We start from the raw sequence: 20,309 nt of genomic DNA, 5'->3' as shown, positions 1-20,309 counted from the left end.
GCCCTGCTTCCACGCCTCGAAATCGCCGCCGCATTGCTGTGCCACCGCTGGCGCCGTGGCGGCCAGAAGCAGCGCCGCGAGAATTTCCAAGCGCAATCGCATCGCCATCCTTCCAAGAAGATTACCGGCGGTTGCAGGCGTCTTCACTGGCTGTGTCGAAAAGCAGGCGGCAGGCCCGGTGTCAACGGGTGTTCTGCCGCAGCCACTTGTTCCAGGCTGCTTCCGAGCCGTTGAAGACATTGATGTCGGCATTGCCCCTCATGCCCGGCACAACGCCGGTTCCGGTGTACTGCCAGAAAGTGAAGGGGTGGCTACCGTATTTCTCGCGCGGGTGCCCGGCCACCGAGCGCAGCCAATAGGGGTAGCTGCGGAAAGCCGACAGGCCGTTGTCGTCGAAGAAATCGATCGAGGTGTAGATGATCGGCTTCTTGCCATAGTGTCTTTCGACGATTTCGAGGAATATGCTCATCTCGCTACGCACCGTGGCCGCATCGGGCCGCAGCCTGCAAGTCGGCGACTTGGCGTTCCATTCCATGTCGAGAACCGGCGGCATCGCCGAGCGGTCTTTGGGCACGTTCTTGATGAACCAGCGCGCCTGCGTGGCGGCCGGCGTGCAAAAATAGTAGAAATGATAGGCCGCGCGCGGAATTCCCGAGGCTTTCGTGCGGCTCCAATGCTCGTCGAAATATTCGTCGAAGCGATCGCCGCCTTCAGTCGCCTTGATGAAAACGAAGGAAATGCCGCTGGCCCTGGCCGCCGGCCAATCGACCGAGGTCTGGTATTTGGAGACGTCGGTGCCGTGAACCGCATAGCTCCACGGCGCGCCGCTTTCCCACTCATGCGGGTCGGAGTCGTCAAAACGGGGTGCACGCACCGCAACGGTCGGGGCGCTCGGCAGCGACGGGGCAAGATCGTCGACGGTCGAGCAGGCGCCCAGCAACGTCAGCATGATGAAAGCCGCGAAACGGCGCATCGCTACTCCTGAACCGGTTTCAGCCGGCCGCTGATGGGTTGTTGCTGCAGGTGGCCCCCTCGACCGTACCCCCAAAGCGATCACCCCACAGGACCGCTCCTATCCCTGGTCATCGCCGATCATGGTTGATATTCCGTTCACGGTGCTCGACAGGAGCCGCGATTTTGCCGAAGCAATGGCGGCAAATCAATGACATAGATGAGCGTCCGGGGGAGTCGGAAAATGCGGACTGTTCTAAGGCTGGTGAAATGGCTGGTCGGGCTGGTCGTGCTGGCGGTCGCAGCACTCGCCGCCTGGCTGTATTTGGCGCCGCCGGAACTGATCCGCGTCGGCTCGGGTTATTCGGCCAAGATCGTCTGCTCGAATGTCTTTATCGCCGGACGCGATGCCAATGAGGTGCTCGCCGTCGACGTGCAGGCGCCAGGCCATCCATTGCTGAGGCTGATGAGGATCTCTGTCGACAAGAAGCAGGGCACGGTTTCGGCGGGGCTGTTTGGCGTGTTCGGCAAGAGCGTCGCGGTCGTTCGTGACGGGCTCGGCTGCACGTCGGTTCCGGACGGCAATGTCACCGCTGCCAAGGCGGTCATCGGGGCGGCGCTGACGCCGGCACCGCCGCTCGACGCGCTCTGGCCCGACGGCGACAAGGCCGACGTCTCGCAGAACCCCGAAATCGAGCAAATCCTTGACGATCCCGCAATGACCGGCCCCGGTATGCGGGCGGTGGTGGTGGTCAAGAACGGCCGCATCGTCGCCGAGCGCTATGGCGACGGCTTTACTGAAAAGACGCCGCTGCTCGGCTGGTCGATGACCAAGACGGTGAACGCCGCGATCGTCGGCACCCTGGTGAAAGACGGCAAGATGGCGATGACGAACCAGGGGCTGTTCGGACCCTGGAAAACGGACGGCCGCGCTGCCATCAGCCTCGCCGACATGATGGCGATGTCGAGCGGGCTGGAGTTCAACGAGGAGTATGGCGACGTCGCCGACGTGACGCGGATGCTTTATCTCGAGCCTGATATGGCCGGCTTTGCCGGATCCAAGCCACTGACCGGCGAAGTGGGCAAAATGTTCTCCTATTCGAGCGGCACGGCGGTGATGCTGTCCAGGCTGTGGCAGGACGCGATCGGCGACAAGAACAAGGCGCTGGCGTGGCCGAGGGTTGCGCTGTTCGACCCGCTCGGCATGCAGAGTGCGGTGCTGGAGGCCGATGAGCACGGCACCTTCGTCGGCTCGTCACATCTCTACGCCACCGCGCGCGACTGGGCGCGCTTTGGCCAGTTCCTGCTGCAGGACGGTGTCTGGAACGGCAAGGAGATCCTGACTGCGGGTTTCGTCAACTGGATGCGGGAAGCTGCACCGGCCTCGAAAGTCTACGGCAGGGGCCAATTGTGGATCGAGGGGCCGGGCGACGAGGAGAGCCCCGGCGCCGGCACCGCTGCGGGCTTGCCTGGGGACACCTACTGGATGGAGGGCCATGACGGGCAGACCATCGCCATCGTCCCCTCGGAGCAGCTGGTGGTGGTGCGGCTCGGCCTGACGCCGGCCAAGCTCGGCTATCGGCCGCAGACGATGCTGGCAGCGCTGGTGAAGGCGCTGCAATAGAAAAGCTATCTGCGCGATCCGACCACAGCGAGCCACGCATAGCCGCGATACAGTGTTCTGAACCGAAGGCTTGCGCCGATCCGCTCGGATTCCGATTCCAGGACATCGCGCAGGGATTCACGCGGCTCGACATGGAATTTTCTCAGCCAGCCGCGCAGCAGTGTGCGGAACCAGCCGGGCAGGGCCTCCTGCTGGCCGAAATCGACGACGTGCAGCGAGCCGCCAGCCGACAGGGCTGCAAGTGCCGCGGAAATTGTCTTCTCCCAACCGGGGATCATCGATAGCGAATATGAGACAAAAATGCGGTCGAAACTTTCGACAGAAAACAGTGCTTTCGCGTCGAAATCCGTCGCGTCGCCGCGCGCCAGCTTGACGCGGCCGGACAGGCCTTCGCGGGCAATGGCAGCCATGGCCGTTTCCAACATTTCGGCCGAAATATCGAGACCGAAGAAGCGGGCGTCGGGATAGCGGCGGGCGGCGAGGACTATGTTGCGGCCGGTGCCGCAGCCGAGTTCGAGCATCGTGCCGCCGGCAGGCACATCCAGCCCTGATATCAGCCGGTCGCGGCCGAGCAGGTAATATTTGCGGGTCAGGTCGTAGATATGGCGCTGCCAGCGGTAGACGCCGTCCATCAGTTCGGCGTGCCTGGCCGGCAGTTCGGTCGTGCTCATGCGGACAGCTTCACATAAAGGTGGAAGCCGCCATAGATGGCCGAACGGTCGCGGGCCGAGAATTCGCGCGAGGCTTCGTCCGCATAGCTCCATTGGTCGAGCAGCGAATTCGAGACACGGCCGGGCAGCAGGCTGGGTTCGGCCGCGGTGCGGAAGATGACGCGGGCATCAGTCGACGCGGTGCGGGTGATCTCGGCCCATAGCGCGTTGAGCTGGTCGTCGGTCATCCAGTCCTGCGCGTCGAGCAGGACGAAGCGGTCGACGGAACCGGCATCCTTGCCGGCGAGGAATTCGATCAGATTGGCATGGTGGATGGCGACGCGGTCGACATTGTTGCGGATCGTCTTGTAGTTGCGCTTTTCGAGATAGGCGGGCAGCGCCGCCTCGCCAGGATTGGGATAGCGGCGGGCAAAAGCCTGCCAGGCGAAATAGTTGTTCTCTAGCGGAAAATCGCAAGCGAGCTTTTCGAGCCGGGCCTTCAGCACGCTGGCCATGGTGCCGTCGCCCGAGGTGATCAGCGAATCGTACTGCGCCGGCGGAATGCCGAGCCCGAACAGCGAGGCCTTTCGCGAGGTGGCCCATTTCAGCAGCGGCTTTTCGAAGACCGGCGCCAACTCCTCATTGAAGAAGCGGCGCTGATCGGCGAGGCTTTTGGCTTCCATGATGCCGGCCGGGTCGACCCCGAAGAACTTGGCAGTGCGGTGGCCCATGGCGATGAACAGGCCGAGCAGGCCGGTCTGGTAGAAATTGCGGTCGAAGACGGCGATGCGGCGACGCCTGCGCCAGTTGCGATGCTCCCAATGGTGGCGGCTGACCGGATCGAGATGCGGCGCGATGAAGCGGTCGTAGGCTTGCGAATTGTGACGGGTCTCGGCAGCGCCGAAGAAACGGAACAGGTCGCCCTGCGAGGGCAGATGACGCACCGCCTCGAGCTTCATGCGGTTCAGCGCGATGTGGGCGGTGTTGAGATCGACGGCGTCGATCCTCTCCGGCGACCGGGTGAGATAGGCAAGGATGTTGCAGCCGCCCGAGGCGATGGTGACGACACGGTGGCCCTGATCAAGCTGCATCGCGTCCATGTCGACGTCGGGGTCTTCCCAGATCTGCGGATAGACGAGGCCGGAAAACAAAAAGGCGAAGAGCCGTTCGGAGAGGCCGGCCTTCGACAGCGGGCGATTCTGATAGACGGCCTTGCCAACTTCCTTGCCGCGGCGAAAAACCAGTTCTCCGGAAAGATCCGTCATGACAAGGCGATTCCCCATTTGCTCTGGCGCAAGCGGGTAGCGCAGCGTTATGACAGGCCGGTGACAACCTGTTGAAGCTAACTCAGGCCTCGCCAAACCCACCTGGCGTCGGTGTCGTGAGGATGACGGCGTCGCCGGCCTCCAGCACCGTCTGGTCGCAAGCCTTTAGGACTTCGACGCGGCCATCCTTGCGGCGGACCTTGGTCGAGCCGGCCTCGCCATCGCCGCCGCCGTCCAGGCCCTGCGGCGGGCGGTTGCGATGCGAGGACAGGATGGCGCACTCCATCTTTTCAAGGAAACGGATGGTGCGCTTGGTGCCGTCGCCGGCACTCCATTTGCCTTTGCCGCCGGAGCCTTCGCGGATGTGGAAATCCTCGAGCAGGACGGGAAAACGCAATTCCAGCACTTCCGGGTCGGTCAAGCGCGAATTGGTCATGTGGGTGTGGACGCCGGAGGTGCCGGCAAAGCCGCGGCCGTTGTTCATCCGGCCTGCCGGCGAGCCGGAGCAGATCGTCTCGTAATACTGGTACTGCTTGTTGCCGAAGGTGAGGTTGTTCATCGTGCCTTGCGCGTTGGCCATCGCGCCCATGGCGCCGAGCAGCGCATTGGTGACATGTTGGGAGGTCTCGACATTGCCGGCGACGACGGCAGCCGGATAGGCGGGCTTCAGCATCGAGCCATCGGGGATGATGATGTTGATGGGTCTCAGACACCCGGCATTCATCGGGATCATGTCCTCGACCATGACGCGGAAGACATAGAGCACGGCTGCGCGGGCGACCGGCTCGGGAGCGTTGAAATTGTTCTTCATGACCGGCGACGTGCCGGTGAAGTCGACGGTCGCCTCACGCTTTTGCCGGTCGACCGATATCTTCACCTTGATGATCTGGCCGGTGTCGGTTGGATACTCGTATACGGAACTGTCGGGCAGCCGCTCCAGCACACGGCGCACACTTTCGGCTGCGTTGTCCTGGACGTGACCCATATAGGCCTCGACGACATCGAGACCGAAATGCGTGACCATCTTGCGCAGCTCGGCAACGCCCTTTTCGTTGGCGGCAATCTGCGCCTTGAGGTCGGCGATGTTCTGGTGCGGATTGCGCGCGGGGTAGCGATGGTCGGTGAGCAGCGTCTCCAGTTCCTTCTCGCGGAACCGGCCGCGGTCGACGATGCGGAAATTGTCGAACAGCACGCCTTCCTCGTCGACCGTGGTGGCAAGCGGCGTCATCGAGCCGGGCGCTGTGCCGCCGATGTCGGCATGATGGCCGCGCGAGGCGACGTAAAAGAGGATCTCCGGCGATTGGCCGATCTCCCTCCTTGAGGGGGAGATGCCCGGCAGGGCAGAGGGGGGCGTGACAGAATGAGAGGTTGGCGGGACAGCGCCCCCCTCTGTCGGCTTCGCCGACATCTCCCCCTCAAGGGGGGAGATTGGGCGCGCTTCCTCGAACACCGGCGTCACCACCGTAATGTCAGGCAGATGGGTGCCGCCATTGTAGGGCGCGTTGAGGGCAAAGACGTCGCCGGGGTGAATGTCGCCGGAGTTGAGCCGGATGATGGTTTCCACCGAACGGTCCATGGAGCCGAGATGCACCGGCATGTGCGGCGCATTGGCGACCAGCGCGCCATGACGGTCGAAGACGGCGCAGGAAAAATCCAGCCGTTCCTTGATGTTGACGGAATAGGCGGTGTTTTGCAGCGTCACGCCCATCTGTTCGGCGATCGACATGAACAGGTTGTTGAACACCTCCAGCATGACCGGATCGGCCTCGGTGCCGAGCGCCGCCTGCCGGCGCTTTTTCTCGATGCGGCGCAAGAGCACATGGTTCTTGGCGGTGATCTCGGCCTGCCAGCCCGGCTCGACGACGATGGTCTGGTTCGGCTCGATGATCAAAGCAGGGCCGGCAACCTTGTTGCCCGGTTTCAGTGTTTCGCGAGGAAAGATATTGGCGTCGCGCCAAGTGCCGTCGGCGAAGATCTTCCTATTCTCCGCAGGGTTTGCGGCGATGTCCTCAAGGGCTGAATCACTTTCCTCGCGGCCGGTGCCGCCGGTGTCGATGCCTTCGACGCCGACCGATTCCACGATCATCGGCTTGTCGTCATAGACGAAACCGAACTGCGCCTTGTGGACCGTTTCGAAATCGCCCTTGGCCCGTGTGATCGAGCCGTGCTCGAAATTCACGGGCAATGCAGTGTCGGTGCCGTCATAGCGGATCTGCAGCACCGGTTTCGAGACGACAGCGTCCTCGGTGATGCCTTGCGCGGCAAGCTCGTCGATGACGGCTTTTTGTAATGTCGCGATGAGGTCGTCGATCGCCGGCCGGGAGTCTTCCGCCAGCGGTTTCAGCAGCGCTTGCTGGCGCGACGAAAAAATCGAGGACAATCCAATGCCGTATGCCGAAAGCAGGCCGGAGAAAGGATGGATCAGCACCGCTTCCATGCCGAGTGCGTCGGCAACGAGGCAGGCGTGCTGGCCGCCGGCGCCACCGAAACAGTTCAGGAGATATTCGGTGACATCGTAGCCGCGCTGCACGGAAATCTTCTTGATTGCGTTGGCCATGTTTTCGACGGCGATGGTGACAAACCCTTCGGCGACCGCCTCCGGCGTCCGGCCGTCGCCGATTTCGGCGGCGAGTGCTGCGAATTTCTCGCGCACGGTCTGCACGTCGAGCGGCTCGTTCTGGCCGGGTCCGAAAATGGCCGGAAAGAAGTCGGGTTGCAGCTTGCCCAACATGACATTGGCGTCGGTGACGGCCAGCGGGCCGCCGCGCCGGTACGCAGCCGGGCCAGGATTGGCGCCGGCCGAATCCGGCCCGGCGCGGAAGCGGCCGGCCTCGTAATGCAGGATCGAGCCGCCGCCGGCGGCGACGGTGTGGATGCGCATCATCGGCGCGCGGATGCGCACGCCGGCAACCTCGGTGTCGAAGGCGCGCTCATAGTCGCCGTCATAATGGGCGACGTCGGTCGAGGTGCCGCCCATGTCGAAGCCGATGACCCTGTTGAAACCGGCGAGTTTTGCCGTCTCGACCATGCCGACGACGCCGCCGGCCGGGCCGGACAACAGCGCGTCCTTTCCCTGGAACATGTCAGCAGCGGTGAGGCCTCCCGACGACATCATGAACATCAGGCGGGGGCTTTCCCTCCCCCTTGAGGGGAGGGTGGCGGCGAAGCCGCCGGGTGGGGTCGGCTCGACTGGGTTCGACGCTCTGGCGGCGCCTTCTGCGATTACCCCCTCTGGCCGCTTTGCGGCCATCTCCCCCTCGACGGGGGAGAAAACGCCCAGCTCTCCCGCCACCCTTTGCACATAGCGCGACAGAATCGGCGACAAATAGGCGTCGACCACCGTGGTGTCGCCGCGGCCGACCAGCTTGATGAGTGGCGAGACTTCATGGCTGACGGAGATCTGCGAAAACCCCAGTTTTCTGCAGACTTTTGCAACCGCCTTTTCGTGGTCGGGATATTTCCAGGCATGCATGAAGACGATCGCCACGGCATCAATGCCGTCCGCCCTGGCTTGCTCGATGGCCGGCCGGCAGGCGGCCATGTCGAGCAGCCGTTCGACATTCCCGTCGGCGCGCACGCGTTCTTCGACCTCGATGACGCGCTCGTAGAGCTGTTCGGGAAGAATGATCTCCTTGGCGAAGATGTCGGGCCGCGCCTGATAGGCGATCCTCAGCGCGTCGCGAAATCCCCTGGTGATGAGCAGCAGCACACGGTCGCCCTTGCGCTCCAGAAGCGCGTTGGTGGCAACGGTGGTGCCCATCTTGATGTCGCCGATCAGGCTTGATGGGATCGGAGCGCCGGATTTTAATCCAAGCAGCTCGCGAATGCCCTGGATGGCGGCGTCGGCATAGGCTTCAGGATTCTCGGACAGCAGCTTGCGTGGGTGCAGCCCGCCTTTCGGGTCACGGCCGATGACATCGGTGAAGGTGCCGCCGCGGTCGATCCAGAAATCCCATTTGGCGGTCACGGCAGCTCTCCCAGGCATTTTATTGATTCAATGTGTTAATTCGCAGTAGCCCGACCGGCAACGGCAAAAGCAGATGATGTTACATACGGAAATGCAACGTTACGAAACTCATAGGCGCCTGATGCATTCTGTCCTCGATCGTCACCGTTAGCGGGGGCGTGATTAGAGGAGAGATACCATGAAGAAACTCATTCTTGCGTCGTTTTCGACGCTTGCCCTGCTTGGCGTTGCGGCTTGCAGCGACAGCGGCACGGGCGGGGACGCCACAACCACGCAGAGCACCAATCCGCCGGCGGCCGAACAGCCGATGCAGCCGGCTCCTGACGCCACGAAGCCGGCTGAGCCGGCTCCGGCAGAGCCTGCTCCTGCGCCGGCGCAGTAGTTTATCTGACTGAGGACCGGGAAGGCCGGTAAGATGCCGGCCTTCCCCGCATCTGTTTCTCAAGACACGCGCGCCTTGCGGCGATGGCCATCACCGCAAGCGTGATGGTTTTGTCTGTCACTTTTTCGCCCCAGCAGACGACCCTATCAGCCGGCATTTCCCGCGCCCGTTTCCCCGAGACGACATAGCCGAAGCTCGCCGCCATGGCGGTAACGAACAGCAAGATGTCGCAAAGGCCTGCGGTTTTGCGCGCTATGCCGGTGCATTCCATGATCGACGGTTAGCGCCAGCTGCTTCAGGCATCCCGCGAAATCGGTTAGCCGGCCCTGCGGCATTGTCTTCGCTTGATAGCGGTGCCCGGTTAGCCCTAATAGGTGCTCATGTCGATTTGGGATCGCCTCGGCGACTTCATCACGCGCGTTTCGTCCTCAACCTCGTCGGGTGTCGCCGACGTGGTCGAAGCCGTGCGCACGGTTTTCTCCGGCGATCCGGATCTGCGCCGGCGCGTCGCCTTCTCGGTGGCGATGATCGCGCTGTCGGCCAAGATGGCCAAGGCCGACGGCATCGTAACGCAGGACGAGGTGCGCGCCTTCCAGCAAATATTCGAGGTGCCGAAGGAGCAGACGCGCAATGTGGCGCGGCTCTACGATCTGGCCAAGCGCGACATCGCCGGCTTCGAGACCTATGCCGCGCGCATGGCGCAGCTTTGCGGCTCCGGCCATTCGAACTGCGCGATGCTGGAGGACATTCTCGACGGGCTGTTCCACATCGCCAAGGCTGACGGGCTGGTTCATGAGCGCGAAGGCCAGTTCCTGCATCGTATCGCCGAGATCTTCCGGATCGAGGAGGCGCATTACCAGAGCATTCTGGCTCGGCACGTCGACCTGGGTGCGGCCGATCCCTATGTCGTGCTTGGCATCGAGCGGGGAAAACCGTTCGAGGAGGTCCGAAAACGTTATCGCAAGCTGGTTTCGGACAACCATCCCGACCGGCTGATCGCACGCGGCCTGCCGCAGGAGTTCATCAAGATCGCAACGAGCAGGATAGCGGCGATCAACGCGGCCTATGAGATGATCGAACGAGGCCTGCGGCACGCATGAGCGGCTTCCTGCCCGACGAGCCGAGCGCCGAGGTAAGGGTATCGCCGAATTTCGGTCCACGACGCGAGACGGCCAAGCCCGATATGGTCGTGCTGCACTACACCGGTATGAAGACCGGCGCCGGCGCCGAAGCCTGGCTGTGCGATCCGGCGAGCGAGGTTTCATCGCACTATCTCGTCCATGAGGATGGCCGCATCGTCCAGATGGTCAGGGAAAGCGACCGTGCCTGGCATGCCGGTAAGAGTTCGTGGTTCGGACGCAGCGACATCAACTCCTGTTCGGTCGGCATCGAGATCGTCAATCCCGGGCATTCGCTGGGCTATCGGAATTTTCCGAAACGGCAGATCGATGCCGTCATCGGTTTGTGCAAGGGAATTGTTCAGCGCCATTCGATTCCAGCTCAACGGGTGCTCGCCCATTCCGACGTCGCGCCGGGACGCAAGATCGATCCGGGCGAGAAATTCCCCTGGGAGGCCCTGTCCGAAGCCGGTGTCGGCCACCTCGTCGAAGCGGCACCCGTCAGGCATGGCGCGGTGCTGAAAGTCGGCGACACGGATGCTGAAGTCGAGGCGTTGCAGTCGATGCTGGCGCTCTATGGTTATGGCGTGGAGATATCAGGTGCTTTCGACCGGCAGACCGAAATCGTCGTCGAGGCTTTCCAGCGGCATTTCCGGCAACGCAAAGTGGATGGCGTGGCCGACGGATCGACAATCCGCACGCTGGAAAGACTGCTTGCTTCCGTAAGGGCAGCTCCGACCAGGTAGTCTTTATCTTAGTCGTTAAATTACAATCTGTCACTTAAAGTGACTTGCCTCGCCTTCTTTGCCGCTAATTCGACCGTCAAAGGCGGTCCGTGCAAGTTGTCGGACCTACAGCCCCCCATATGTTCCGATGTTGATTTAGCGTACCTGCGTGAAGTTCTTCGCGCGGTTCAGACAGAACAGGATCCCATGCTGAAATTGACCGTTTTAACGGCAGCTGTTGCTGCCGGCGTAATGACTTTTGCCATCGGTGCGGCCAATGGCGCGCCACTGAGCCAGCGAGCCGACCAGGGTTTCATTACCGCGTCCGACAAAATCGCCACGCCGAAAGCCGGCCAAGTTGCGAAGGAAAAAAGGACGGTCTCCGCAAAGGCGGTAAAAGCTGCTGCGGTAAAGGTGAAAAAACCAGCATCCGCAAAGGCGGAAAAAGCTGGGGTAAAAGTGAAAAAGCCAACCTCTGCAAAAAAGGCAGTCTCCAAGCGGCATGTGAAGCGCAACAGGACCCGCATCGACCAGGCGACGACGGCGTCGATCGGCCGGAAAAGTCGGGCGACGGTGCCGAAGGCGGCGGCCGCTGGCGGCAATGACCAGTATTCTACGATCATCGAGCGTCATGCCGCCAGCAACGGTGTGCCGGTCTCGCTCGCCAAGGCCGTCATCATGATCGAGAGCAGCTTTCAGCCGAACCAGGTCGGCAGCGCCGGTGAGATCGGCCTGATGCAGATCAAGCCGTCGACGGCGCGGATGATGGGTTACAGCGGCTCGATCAAGGGTCTCTACGATCCCGAGACCAACATCAAATACGGCATGAAATATCTCGCCATGGCGCGGAACCTCGGCGGCGGCACGACCTGCGGCACGATCCTGAAGTATAATGCCGGGCATGGCGCCAAGCGGATGAACCCGATATCCGCGGCCTATTGCGGCAAGGTCAAGGTGCAGTTGGCCGCGCTTGGGGCGCCGGCGTAATAAGTCACAACCTGCTTTTTTGTTTGCGTTTTCGGACGTGAACCCCTTTATACGCCTTGCCAGCTGGCCGGGCGGCCGCACCCGCGAAGCCGAAAGGCTGCGGGTGAGGAAAGTCCGGGCTCCATGGAGACACGGTGCCGGTTAATGGCCGGCGGGGGCGACCCTAGGGAAAGTGCCACAGAAAGCAAACCGCCACGATCCGTCGTGGTAAGGGTGAAAGGGTGGGGTAAGAGCCCACCGCGCGACTGGCAACAGGAGCGGCACGGTAAACCCCACCGGGAGCAAGACCGAATAGGGGCGGTGCGAGGGGAAACCCTCGAGGGCTGTTTCCGGCTCACCGTCCGGGTAGGTTGCGTGAGGCGCATGGCAACATGCGCCCAAGATGAATGGCCGCCACGTTCTCGTCCCGCAAGGGGCGAGGGCCATACAGAACCCGGCTTACAGGCCAGCTGGCAATTTCTTCTAGATTCTACAAGGAAATTCCCTGATATCAGCAGGTTGCGCCTTCGGGCGCGCCTGCTGGTTCAGGCGCTTCATTGACTGAATCAGCTTGCGGGGCCTGTGCCAGGAACAAGCGTTTCTTGAAGTTGGTGCGATTAAATCGTACCATATATACGGGCAATATCAGGAGCGCATCATGGGTCAGGTCGATAAACGCAGCATCACGCTTTCGCCGGAACTGGCGGCGGCGGTCGACGACGTGGTCGCCGCCGGCGAGTACGCTTCGGCGAGCGAGGTGATCCGCGACGCGCTCAGGCAATGGAAGGACCGGCGCGATCTGCACGGCTATACGGTCGAGGAGTTGCGCAAGCTGGTACAGGAGGGGATCGACAGCGGACCGGCGCTGGACGGGCCGCCAATCATGGAACGATTGCGCGCCAAATATCTGAAAATAGCCGAGGCCAAGGGCCTTGAGGAGTGAAATACCGCCTGCTTCCTCAGGCATTGATCGACCTCGAACTTATCGGCGACTACATTGCCGAACACAATCCTAATGCGGCGGTCCGCCTCGTGGACACCTTGGAGAGGCGTTGGGATTTGCTGACCCTGCATCCTTTCTCAGGCGCGCCGCGCGAAGACATTGCGCCCGGCATTCGCCATCTAGTCGTCGGCGAATATCTCACCTTGTACCGTGTCGGCGAGGATTCAGTCGAAATCCTGCGCGTGCTGCATGGCCGGCGCAATATCGAGGCCGACGACGTCGGCTCGTGATCTTCAGCCGCTGATGCCGTCCAACGACGCCTCGATCGCCTGCCAAAGCTCTTCCACCGGTTCGCAGCCGACCGACAGGCGAACGAAGCCGGGCGGAACAGCGTCTCCTCTTTTCGCTCGCCGTTCCGCCGAAGTGTGCACGCCTCCGAACGACGTCGCCGCCTGCATCAATGCGCAGTTGTTGATGAAATCCTCGGCCTTGTCCTCCGAGGCGAGCACGAATGAGATGAGAAAGCCGAAGCGCTCCATCTGGGCGTGGCCAAGATTGTGCGACGGATCGCTTTTAAGCCCCGGGAAGCGCAAGCCGCTGATCGCAGGATGGTCCTTCAGCCGCCGCGCCAGCACTTCCGCGGAAGAGCACATGCGGTCGAAACGCACGTCGAGCGTTTCCAGGCCGCGATGCACCAGCCATGCCTCGAACGGCCCGGGAATGGCGCCTGATGTTTCGCGCCAGTCAGTGACGGCAGCAATGATATCCGCATTGCGGCTGGCGACATGGCCGAACAGCACGTCGGAATGGCCATTGGGTGCCTTGGTGTCGGCGGCAACAACGATGTCGGCGCCGAGATCGAGCGGTCGTTGGCCGAAGGGCGTCATCGTCGTGTTGTCGACCACCAGGATCGCGCCCGCTTTGTGCGCCGCTTCGGCGACAGCCGTAATGTCGCAGATATCCAGTCCCGGGTTGGCGGGAGTTTCGACGAAGGCCAGTCGATATCCATCGAAGCCGCCGTCGAGGAAGGTCGATGTCGGCCGGACATCGTAGGCGACGCCGAAAGATTTCAGGAAGCGCTCCGCCAGCGCTCTGGTGGTGTGATAGCCGTCCGACGGCAGCAGGATACGGTCGCCGGATTTGAGCAACCCAAAAAACACCGCCGAGATTGCAGCCATTCCCGAGGGGAAGGCAACACACGGCGCGTCTTCCAGATGCGCCAGCATGTGTTCGACCGCGTCCCAGGTCGGATTGCTGAAGCGGCCATATTGATCGAAGCCGGTGGCGTCGCCGGGCGCGTGGAAAATGGCCGCCATAGTCAGGGGCAAAGGGATTGGGGCGCCCTTGGCAAGCCTGCCGCGACGCAGATGGGGAAGTGCGGCCGCGCGGAACTTGGCTGTTTCGGACATGGATTTCAACCTTGTTTCTGACCGGGAAAGGACGGGCCGACGCTATGCGTGGCAGCGACCCGCGGCAAGCCGACTCCGGTTAGGCCAAGCGGCTCTAAACGCTTCGTTAGGCTTAATGGAGCATAAAGACGGGAGTGCCGTCAAAGCTGCTCTCATCGGTTGTGGCGCGCGCGTTTGTGAAGCCTATTCCCGTTGACGCCCATAACGCCCCATGATATCCCATTTCGATATTCAAGCCTTCGTTCCGCGTCAGGGTGAAGCGTACGCCAATCGGGCAGCCGCGGCGGCTGCGCGTTTGCCTGCTTTCGCCTTTCAGAACGAAGTGAGTTTTGGGCAGGGACCGCGCCGGGGCGGCGCGGACGGCAAGATGCAGAGGGGTGCGGCGGCGCAAGCGGCCGTAACGCGTAATGGACCGGTTTCTGTCAAGCGCGGTGAACAGGATCGATGCGAAGGGGCGGGTGTCCGTTCCAGCGCATTTCCGTGCGGTTGTGCAGAAGCGCGGCTATTCGGAACTCTACGCGTTGCGCTGCCTGGATCGTCCGGCGATGGATGTCGGCGGCCTCGACCTGCTCGACCGTTACGAGCAGCGCATCGCGCAGGAAGACCCCTTCCTGCAGACGGCGGACGACATGTCGTTCTTCTGCCATGGCGATGGAACCTTTCTCAAGCTGGATCAGGACGGCCGCATCTCGATGACCGATTTCATCCGCGAGCACACGGGCATTTCCGCGGAAGCGGCGTTTGTCGGTCGCGGCAATTTCTTTCAGATCTGGGAGCCTGGACGGCTCACCGCCTATGGGACGGAAGCACGCGCCCGGCTTTTGCAGCTTCGGCAGGGGACGAAGCCTGGGGAGCGACCGGAATGATGGCGGGCTACGGCGACGACCCTCACGCCGCTGGCGGACCGGCTCGTCACATTCCGGTCCTCCTTGCCGAGGTGCTGAAGGCGCTTTCGCCTGCAGCGGGCGAGGTGATCGTAGACGGCACATTCGGCGCCGGCGGCTACACCAAAGCAATTCTTGCGAGCGGCGCCTCGGTCGTCGCCATAGACCGCGATCCGGATGCGATCGCTGCGGGTCGTGTCCTCGAACAACAATCGGGCGGCAAGCTCAGACTGGTTCAGGCGCCGTTCTCGACATTGGACGAGCATCTGGAAAGCGCTGACGGCGTCGTGCTCGACATCGGCATCTCCTCGATGCAGATCGACCAGGCGGAGCGCGGTTTTTCGTTCCGCGCCGACGGACCGCTCGACATGCGCATGGCGCAGGCTGGCCTGAGCGCCGCCGATGTCGTCAACAGCTTCAAGGTGGGCGACCTTGCCCGCATCTTCGGGTTTCTTGGCGAAGAGCGCCATGCCGGCCGCATCGCCCGGATGATCGAAAACCGTCGCGAAAAACATCCGTTCGAGCGCACGCTCGACCTTGCCGACGCGATCGAGACGCATATCGGCCGCGCGCCGAAGGACAAGATCCATCCAGCAACCCGCGTCTTCCAGGCGCTGCGCATTTTCGTCAATGACGAACTCGGCGAACTGGCCAAGGCGCTGTTTGCGGCTGAACGCGTGCTGAAACCGGGCGGACGGCTGGCCGTGGTGACGTTCCACTCCCTGGAAGACCGCATCGTCAAGCGTTTCATCGCCGATCGCGCTGATGCGGCGACCGGATCGCGGCACCTGCCCGAGGCGCAAGCGCGCACCGCCACCTTCAAAAAGGTGGGTAGCGGCGTGACGCCGGATGAGGCCGAGATATCAGCCAATCCGCGCGCGCGCTCGGCTAGGCTGCGCGCTGCTGCCCGCACCGACGCACCGGCGCGCGCCGGCGACTTTTCGATTTTCGGGCTTCCAAAACTTCCTGACCCAAAACTTCCCGGTGCCGACCGGCCGGGAGAGAGGTGAGCACGTGTTTCGTACCAGCGACATAGTCCTGATCGCCGTCATGGTTTCGGCTGCGGCCTTGACCTACAAGACCAAGCGCGAAGCCGAGGAACAATTGGCGGCGGTGCACAAGATCCAAGCGCAGATCCGCTACGAGGAGGATACGATCGATCTGCTCAAGGCGGACTGGAGCCTGCTTACCCAGCCGTCGCGCCTGCAAAAGCTGGCCGACATCTACAAATCGCAACTCGAGCTCGAGCCGGTCAGCGCCCGCCAGATCATCGGGCTGGACGATCTGCCGGCAAAACCCGTCACCATCGAGGACCTTTCGTCCCAGCCGCTGGGCGGCATGGCCGATAGTGGCGGCAAGGACCCCGTCGTGACCGGAGGCATCGTCCAATGATTCCAAGGGTTCCATTGATCGCCAGGGTTGCCAGACTGCTGAAGGGCGGCGCCAAGTTGGAGGACGGATCGATTGTCGTCGAAGGCGCCCGCAAGGCGACCGGCGGCAAAGGCAGGACCCGCATCGTGATGACGATGGCGGTGTTCTTCGGCATCTATTCGACCATCACCGGGCGGCTGGTCTATCTGGGTTTTCAGAATCCCGACCTGTCCGGCGGCCCGCAGAGCCGGGTGACGGCGTCTCGGCCCGACATTGTCGACCGCAACGGCGAGGTGCTGGCGACGGACATCAAGACGGCGTCGCTGTTTGCCGAGCCACGCCGCATCGTCGACGCCGACGAGGCGATCGAAAAGCTGGCGACGGTGCTTCCCGAAATCGATTACGAGCAGACCTACCATAAGCTGAAGAGCGGCGCCGGCTTCGTCTGGCTGCAGCGGCAACTGACGCCCAAGCAACAATCGGATATCATGCAGCTCGGTATTCCCGGCTTCGGCTTCCGCACCGAAAAGCGTCGCTTCTATCCAGCCGGCGAAACCTCGTCCTACATTGTCGGCCTCACCAACATCGACAACCAAGGCATCTCCGGCATGGAGAAATACATCGACGAACAGGGACTGAGCGACCTTCAAGCGTCGGGACTTGCGGTGGCCAAGGATCTGAAGCCGGTGCGGCTCTCGATCGACCTGCGCGTCCAACATGTCGTGCGTGACGAGGTCGCCAGCGGCATGGAGAAATACCGTGCAATCGCGGCGGGCGCCGTCGTTCTCAACATCAAGACCGGCGAAGTGATGGCGATGGCCTCGGTTCCGGATTTCGATCCGAACAATCCCTACAATGCGCAGGAAAAGGACCGCTTGAACCGCATGTCGGCCGGCCTCTACGAAATGGGCTCGACCTTGAAGAGCTTTACCACCGCCATGGCGCTCGATTCCGGCAAAGTGACGCTGGAAAGCCGTTTCGACGCTTCGCGTCCGATCAGGATCGGCCGTCAGACCATCCATGATTTTCACGGCAAGGCCCGGGTCCTGTCGGTGCCTGAAGTGTTCATCTACTCGTCCAACATCGGTTCGGCCAAGGAAGCCGAAGCGGTTGGCATCGAGGGGCACCGCGAATTCCTGCATCGCCTGGGGATCCTCGAGAAGATGCAGACGGAACTGCCGGAGGTCGCGCGCCCGACCGAACCCAAAGTCTGGAAGCAGGTCCATTCGATCACCATCGCCTTCGGTCACGGCGTGTCGACGACGCCGCTGCAGACGGCGGTCGGCTGCGCCGCGCTGATGAATGGCGGCTATCTGATCGAGCCGACCTTCCTGACGCGCACCCAGGAACAGGCGATGTCGGTGGCCAAGAAAGTGGTCAGCGACAAGACATCCGAGAGCATGCGCTATCTCTACGCACTGAACGCCGAGAAAGGGTCAGGCAGGAACGCCAGGGTTCCAGGTTATCGCGTCGGCGGCAAGACGGGAACGGCCGAGAAGGTTGTCAACGGCCGCTACTCAAAGGACAAGAATTTCAACGCCTTCGTTGCGGCTTTCCCGATGGACGATCCGCAATACATCGTGCTTACGATCGCCGACGAACCGAAGCCGGAAAAGCCCGGCATGGGTGCGACGGCCGCCTCGAATGCGGGCGCCATGGCTGCAAACATCATCCGACGTTCGGCTTCCATGCTTGGCGTGAAGCCAGATTTCAGCCATGAAAATGGCGCAACGCTGGTTTCCTATCAGTGATTCTTAGGGCGCGCCGGCAACTGCGCGCTATTTTGTTGCGATGAACGGGGTTCGATGAAGCTGAAAGATCTAGCCGGTATCCTGCCTGTCGAGGGGACAGCTTCCTTCGATACGGAGGTTACCGGGATTTCGTCGGATTCCCGCCAGGTAAGACCGGGCGTGGTCTTCTTCGCGCTCACCGGTACCAAGGCCGATGGCGCGGCCTATGCCGCCGATGCCGCCAGCCGCGGCGCATCAGCGATCGTGGCAGGCAAGGGCAGCGCCATCGCCGGACTGCCGGTGCCCGTTCTCGCCGTCGACGATCCGCGCCTTGCGCTGGCGCTGAGTGCCGCCCGCTACTTCGGCAGGCAGCCGCAAACCATGGTCGCGGTGACCGGCACCAGCGGCAAGACATCGGTCGCGGCTTTCACCAGGCAGATCTGGGAGCAGTCAGGCCTCGCTGCCGCTTCAATCGGCACGACCGGCGTGGTGGCGCCGGGCCGCAACGAATATGGCTCGCTGACCACCCCCGACCCGGTAGATCTGCACAGGCTGCTGGCGGAACTGGCGGATGCCGGCGTCACCCACGCATCGATGGAAGCCTCCAGCCACGGCCTCGACCAGCGCCGGCTCGACGGCGTGAAGCTTGCAGCCGGCGGTTTCACCAATCTCGGTCGCGACCACATGGACTACCATCCGACGGTCGAGGACTATCATCGCGCCAAGCTGCGCCTGTTCGACACGCTGCTGCCGAAGGGCGCGCCGGCCGTCATCTTTGCCGACGATCCATGGTCAGAGCCGACGATCCAGGCGGCGAGAGCGGCGGGATTGAATGTGCTGACGGTTGGCCGTCATGGCGAGTTCCTGAGACTGAAGCGGGTCGAGCACGAGCGCCACCGCCAGCGTGCCGAGGTCGAGGTCGATGGCATTCTCCACGAGGTCGACCTTCCGCTGGCCGGGGATTTCCAGATAGCCAATGCGCTGGTTTCGGCGGGCCTCGCCATTTCTACTGGAACGCCTGCCGCCAAAGCCCTGATGGCGTTGGAGAAATTGAAGGGCGCGCCGGGTCGGCTGGACCTTGTCGGCACCACTGTCAACGGTGCGCCGGTCTATGTCGATTATGCGCACAAGCCGGACGCGCTGGAAAACGTGTTGGCTTCGGTACGGCCGTTCACCACCGGTCGCGTCATCGTCGTGTTCGGCTGTGGCGGCGACCGCGACCGGGGCAAGCGTCCGATCATGGGCGAGATCGCGACGCGGCTCGCCGATGTCGTTATCGTCACCGACGACAATCCGCGCTCGGAAGTGCCCGAAACGATCCGCGCCGCGATCCTTGCCGCCGCACCCGGGGCCGTAGAGATCGGAGATCGGCGCAAGGCGATCCACGAGGCAGTCGCCATGCTCCATGCCGGCGACACGCTGATCGTGGCTGGCAAGGGGCATGAGGAAGGCCAGACCGTCGGCGCCGAGACGCTGCATTTTTCCGACCATGAGGAAGTCCGCTCCGCGCTCCAGGAGCGCGTCGCATGAGCTTCCTGTGGACCTCCGAGGATCTCGTCGCCGCCATGGGCGGACGACCGCTCGGGCCGATGCCGGAAGGTATTAGCGGCATCTCGATCGACAGCCGCAGCCTTGAGCCGGGCGATGCTTTCTTCGCCATCAAGGGCGAGGCGATGGACGGCCATGATTTCGCGACCGCCGCCATCAAGGCCGGCGCCGGCGTGCTGGTCGTCGCCGAGGGCAAGCTGCCGTCGCTCGGACGGCTGACGGCGCCGATGATCGTCGTGCAGGACGTGCTGGCCGCACTGGAAAAGCTAGGGCTGGCCGCACGCGCGCGGTCCAGCGCCAAGATCATCGCGGTAACCGGTTCGGCGGGCAAGACCACCACCAAGGAAGCGCTGCGCCATGTGTTGTCCGCGGTCGGCAAGGTGCACGCATCGCCCCAGTCTTTCAACAACCACTGGGGTGTGCCGCTGACGCTGGCGCGGATGCCGGCAGATTGCGACTTTGCGGTGTTCGAGATCGGCATGAACCATCCCGACGAGATCCGGCCGCTGGTCAAGATGGTCCGGCCGCATGTCGCCATCATCACGCTGATCGCGGCGGCTCATCTCGGCTTCTTCCGCAATCTGGACGAGATCGCCAAGGCCAAGGCCGAGATTTTCGAGGGGCTGGAACCGGACGGCGCCGTTCTTCTCAACCGCGACGACCCGCGTTGGAAGCTTCTGGATAAGATGGCGAGAGCCGCCGGCGTCGAGCACATTTACGGGTTTGGCGAGAATGCCCGCGCGACCTTCAAACTGCTCAAATGCGCGCTGCATGCC

18 protein-coding genes and 1 other RNA gene are annotated in these 20,309 nt (G+C 62.7%); 14 read left to right on the top strand and 5 right to left on the bottom strand.

Annotated elements, in window-relative coordinates; genetic code table 11:
• Nucleotides 1–181: 181 nt before the first annotated feature.
• Complete coding sequence (locus tag EOC93_RS25755; RefSeq protein WP_127206007.1) at nt 182–973, bottom strand: GH25 family lysozyme; 792 nt, start codon at nt 971–973, stop codon at nt 182–184.
• A 222-nt stretch (nt 974–1,195) separates the two neighbouring features.
• On the opposite strand from EOC93_RS25755, the gene EOC93_RS25750 reads away from it, so the two are divergent.
• Nucleotides 1,196–2,575, top strand: a complete 1,380-nt coding sequence (locus tag EOC93_RS25750; protein WP_095483314.1) for a serine hydrolase — start codon at nt 1,196–1,198, stop codon at nt 2,573–2,575.
• 5 nt (nt 2,576–2,580) lie between these two features.
• On the opposite strand, the gene EOC93_RS25745 is transcribed toward EOC93_RS25750, so the two are convergent.
• From EOC93_RS25745 to EOC93_RS25735, 3 genes are all read right to left on the bottom strand, one after another.
• On the bottom strand, nt 2,581–3,246 hold the full coding sequence (locus tag EOC93_RS25745) for a class I SAM-dependent methyltransferase (RefSeq protein ID WP_095483315.1): 666 nt from the start codon (nt 3,244–3,246) through the stop codon (nt 2,581–2,583).
• Complete coding sequence (locus tag EOC93_RS25740; protein ID WP_245461541.1) at nt 3,243–4,490, bottom strand: DUF3419 family protein; 1,248 nt, start codon at nt 4,488–4,490, stop codon at nt 3,243–3,245. Before EOC93_RS25740 ends, EOC93_RS25745 begins: the two co-directional genes overlap by 4 nt.
• 82 nt (nt 4,491–4,572) lie before the next feature.
• A complete protein-coding gene (locus tag EOC93_RS25735; protein ID WP_095483316.1) occupies nt 4,573–8,457 on the bottom strand; it encodes a hydantoinase B/oxoprolinase family protein in 3,885 nt (1,294 codons plus the stop codon).
• Between the two features lie 178 nt (nt 8,458–8,635).
• Between EOC93_RS25735 and EOC93_RS25730 the strand changes: the two genes are divergently transcribed.
• From EOC93_RS25730 to EOC93_RS25700, 7 genes are all read left to right on the top strand, one after another.
• Nucleotides 8,636–8,839 carry a hypothetical protein gene (locus tag EOC93_RS25730; RefSeq protein WP_127206006.1) on the top strand — a complete coding sequence of 68 codons (204 nt, stop codon included), beginning with the start codon at nt 8,636–8,638 and terminating at the stop codon, nt 8,837–8,839.
• A 380-nt stretch (nt 8,840–9,219) separates the two neighbouring features.
• Nucleotides 9,220–9,939 (top strand): DnaJ family molecular chaperone, encoded by a 720-nt coding sequence (locus EOC93_RS25725; protein WP_095483319.1) that lies wholly within the window; start codon nt 9,220–9,222, stop codon nt 9,937–9,939.
• Nucleotides 9,936–10,703: an N-acetylmuramoyl-L-alanine amidase gene (locus EOC93_RS25720; RefSeq protein WP_127206005.1), complete on the top strand. Its 768-nt coding sequence runs from the start codon at nt 9,936–9,938 to the stop codon at nt 10,701–10,703. The genes EOC93_RS25725 and EOC93_RS25720 overlap by 4 nt, the downstream gene beginning before the upstream one ends.
• 186 nt (nt 10,704–10,889) lie before the next feature.
• The gene (locus tag EOC93_RS25715; protein ID WP_095483321.1) at nt 10,890–11,669 is read left to right on the top strand and encodes a transglycosylase SLT domain-containing protein; all 780 of its coding nucleotides are present in this window, start codon (nt 10,890–10,892) and stop codon (nt 11,667–11,669) included.
• A 59-nt stretch (nt 11,670–11,728) separates the two neighbouring features.
• An RNA gene (gene rnpB, locus EOC93_RS25710) (RNase P RNA component class A) lies at nt 11,729–12,126 on the top strand.
• Between the two features lie 180 nt (nt 12,127–12,306).
• A complete protein-coding gene (locus EOC93_RS25705; protein WP_095483322.1) occupies nt 12,307–12,591 on the top strand; it encodes a type II toxin-antitoxin system ParD family antitoxin in 285 nt (94 codons plus the stop codon).
• Nucleotides 12,588–12,881 (top strand): type II toxin-antitoxin system RelE/ParE family toxin, encoded by a 294-nt coding sequence (locus EOC93_RS25700; RefSeq protein ID WP_095483323.1) that lies wholly within the window; start codon nt 12,588–12,590, stop codon nt 12,879–12,881. The genes EOC93_RS25705 and EOC93_RS25700 overlap by 4 nt, the downstream gene beginning before the upstream one ends.
• A 3-nt stretch (nt 12,882–12,884) precedes the next feature.
• Here the strand turns inward: EOC93_RS25700 and EOC93_RS25695 are convergent, their stop codons facing one another.
• Nucleotides 12,885–14,000: a cystathionine gamma-lyase gene (locus EOC93_RS25695; protein ID WP_095483324.1), complete on the bottom strand. Its 1,116-nt coding sequence runs from the start codon at nt 13,998–14,000 to the stop codon at nt 12,885–12,887.
• A 407-nt stretch (nt 14,001–14,407) separates the two neighbouring features.
• On the opposite strand from EOC93_RS25695, the gene mraZ reads away from it, so the two are divergent.
• From mraZ to EOC93_RS25665, 6 genes are all read left to right on the top strand, one after another.
• Complete coding sequence (mraZ, locus tag EOC93_RS25690) at nt 14,408–14,866, top strand: division/cell wall cluster transcriptional repressor MraZ (protein WP_095483325.1); 459 nt, start codon at nt 14,408–14,410, stop codon at nt 14,864–14,866.
• Complete coding sequence (rsmH, locus tag EOC93_RS25685) at nt 14,863–15,894, top strand: 16S rRNA (cytosine(1402)-N(4))-methyltransferase RsmH (RefSeq protein WP_127206004.1); 1,032 nt, start codon at nt 14,863–14,865, stop codon at nt 15,892–15,894. The genes mraZ and rsmH overlap by 4 nt, the downstream gene beginning before the upstream one ends.
• Nucleotides 15,895–15,898: 4 nt before the next feature.
• Nucleotides 15,899–16,276: a hypothetical protein gene (locus EOC93_RS25680; protein WP_095483327.1), complete on the top strand. Its 378-nt coding sequence runs from the start codon at nt 15,899–15,901 to the stop codon at nt 16,274–16,276.
• Nucleotides 16,273–18,006 (top strand): penicillin-binding protein 2, encoded by a 1,734-nt coding sequence (locus EOC93_RS25675; protein ID WP_127206003.1) that lies wholly within the window; start codon nt 16,273–16,275, stop codon nt 18,004–18,006. The genes EOC93_RS25680 and EOC93_RS25675 overlap by 4 nt, the downstream gene beginning before the upstream one ends.
• Nucleotides 18,007–18,060: 54 nt before the next feature.
• Nucleotides 18,061–19,515: a UDP-N-acetylmuramoyl-L-alanyl-D-glutamate--2,6-diaminopimelate ligase gene (locus EOC93_RS25670; protein WP_127206002.1), complete on the top strand. Its 1,455-nt coding sequence runs from the start codon at nt 18,061–18,063 to the stop codon at nt 19,513–19,515.
• Nucleotides 19,512–20,309: Mur ligase family protein (locus EOC93_RS25665; protein WP_245461540.1), on the top strand; the 798-nt coding region annotated here is incomplete at its 3' end. The genes EOC93_RS25670 and EOC93_RS25665, both read left to right, overlap by 4 nt.

Source organism: Mesorhizobium sp. M6A.T.Ce.TU.002.03.1.1 (assembly GCF_003997275.1).
Taxonomy (GTDB): Bacteria; Pseudomonadota; Alphaproteobacteria; order Rhizobiales; family Rhizobiaceae; genus Mesorhizobium; species Mesorhizobium mediterraneum.
The sequence above is the reverse complement of the archived record's forward strand: the minus strand, read 5'-3'. Positions and strand labels throughout refer to the sequence as shown.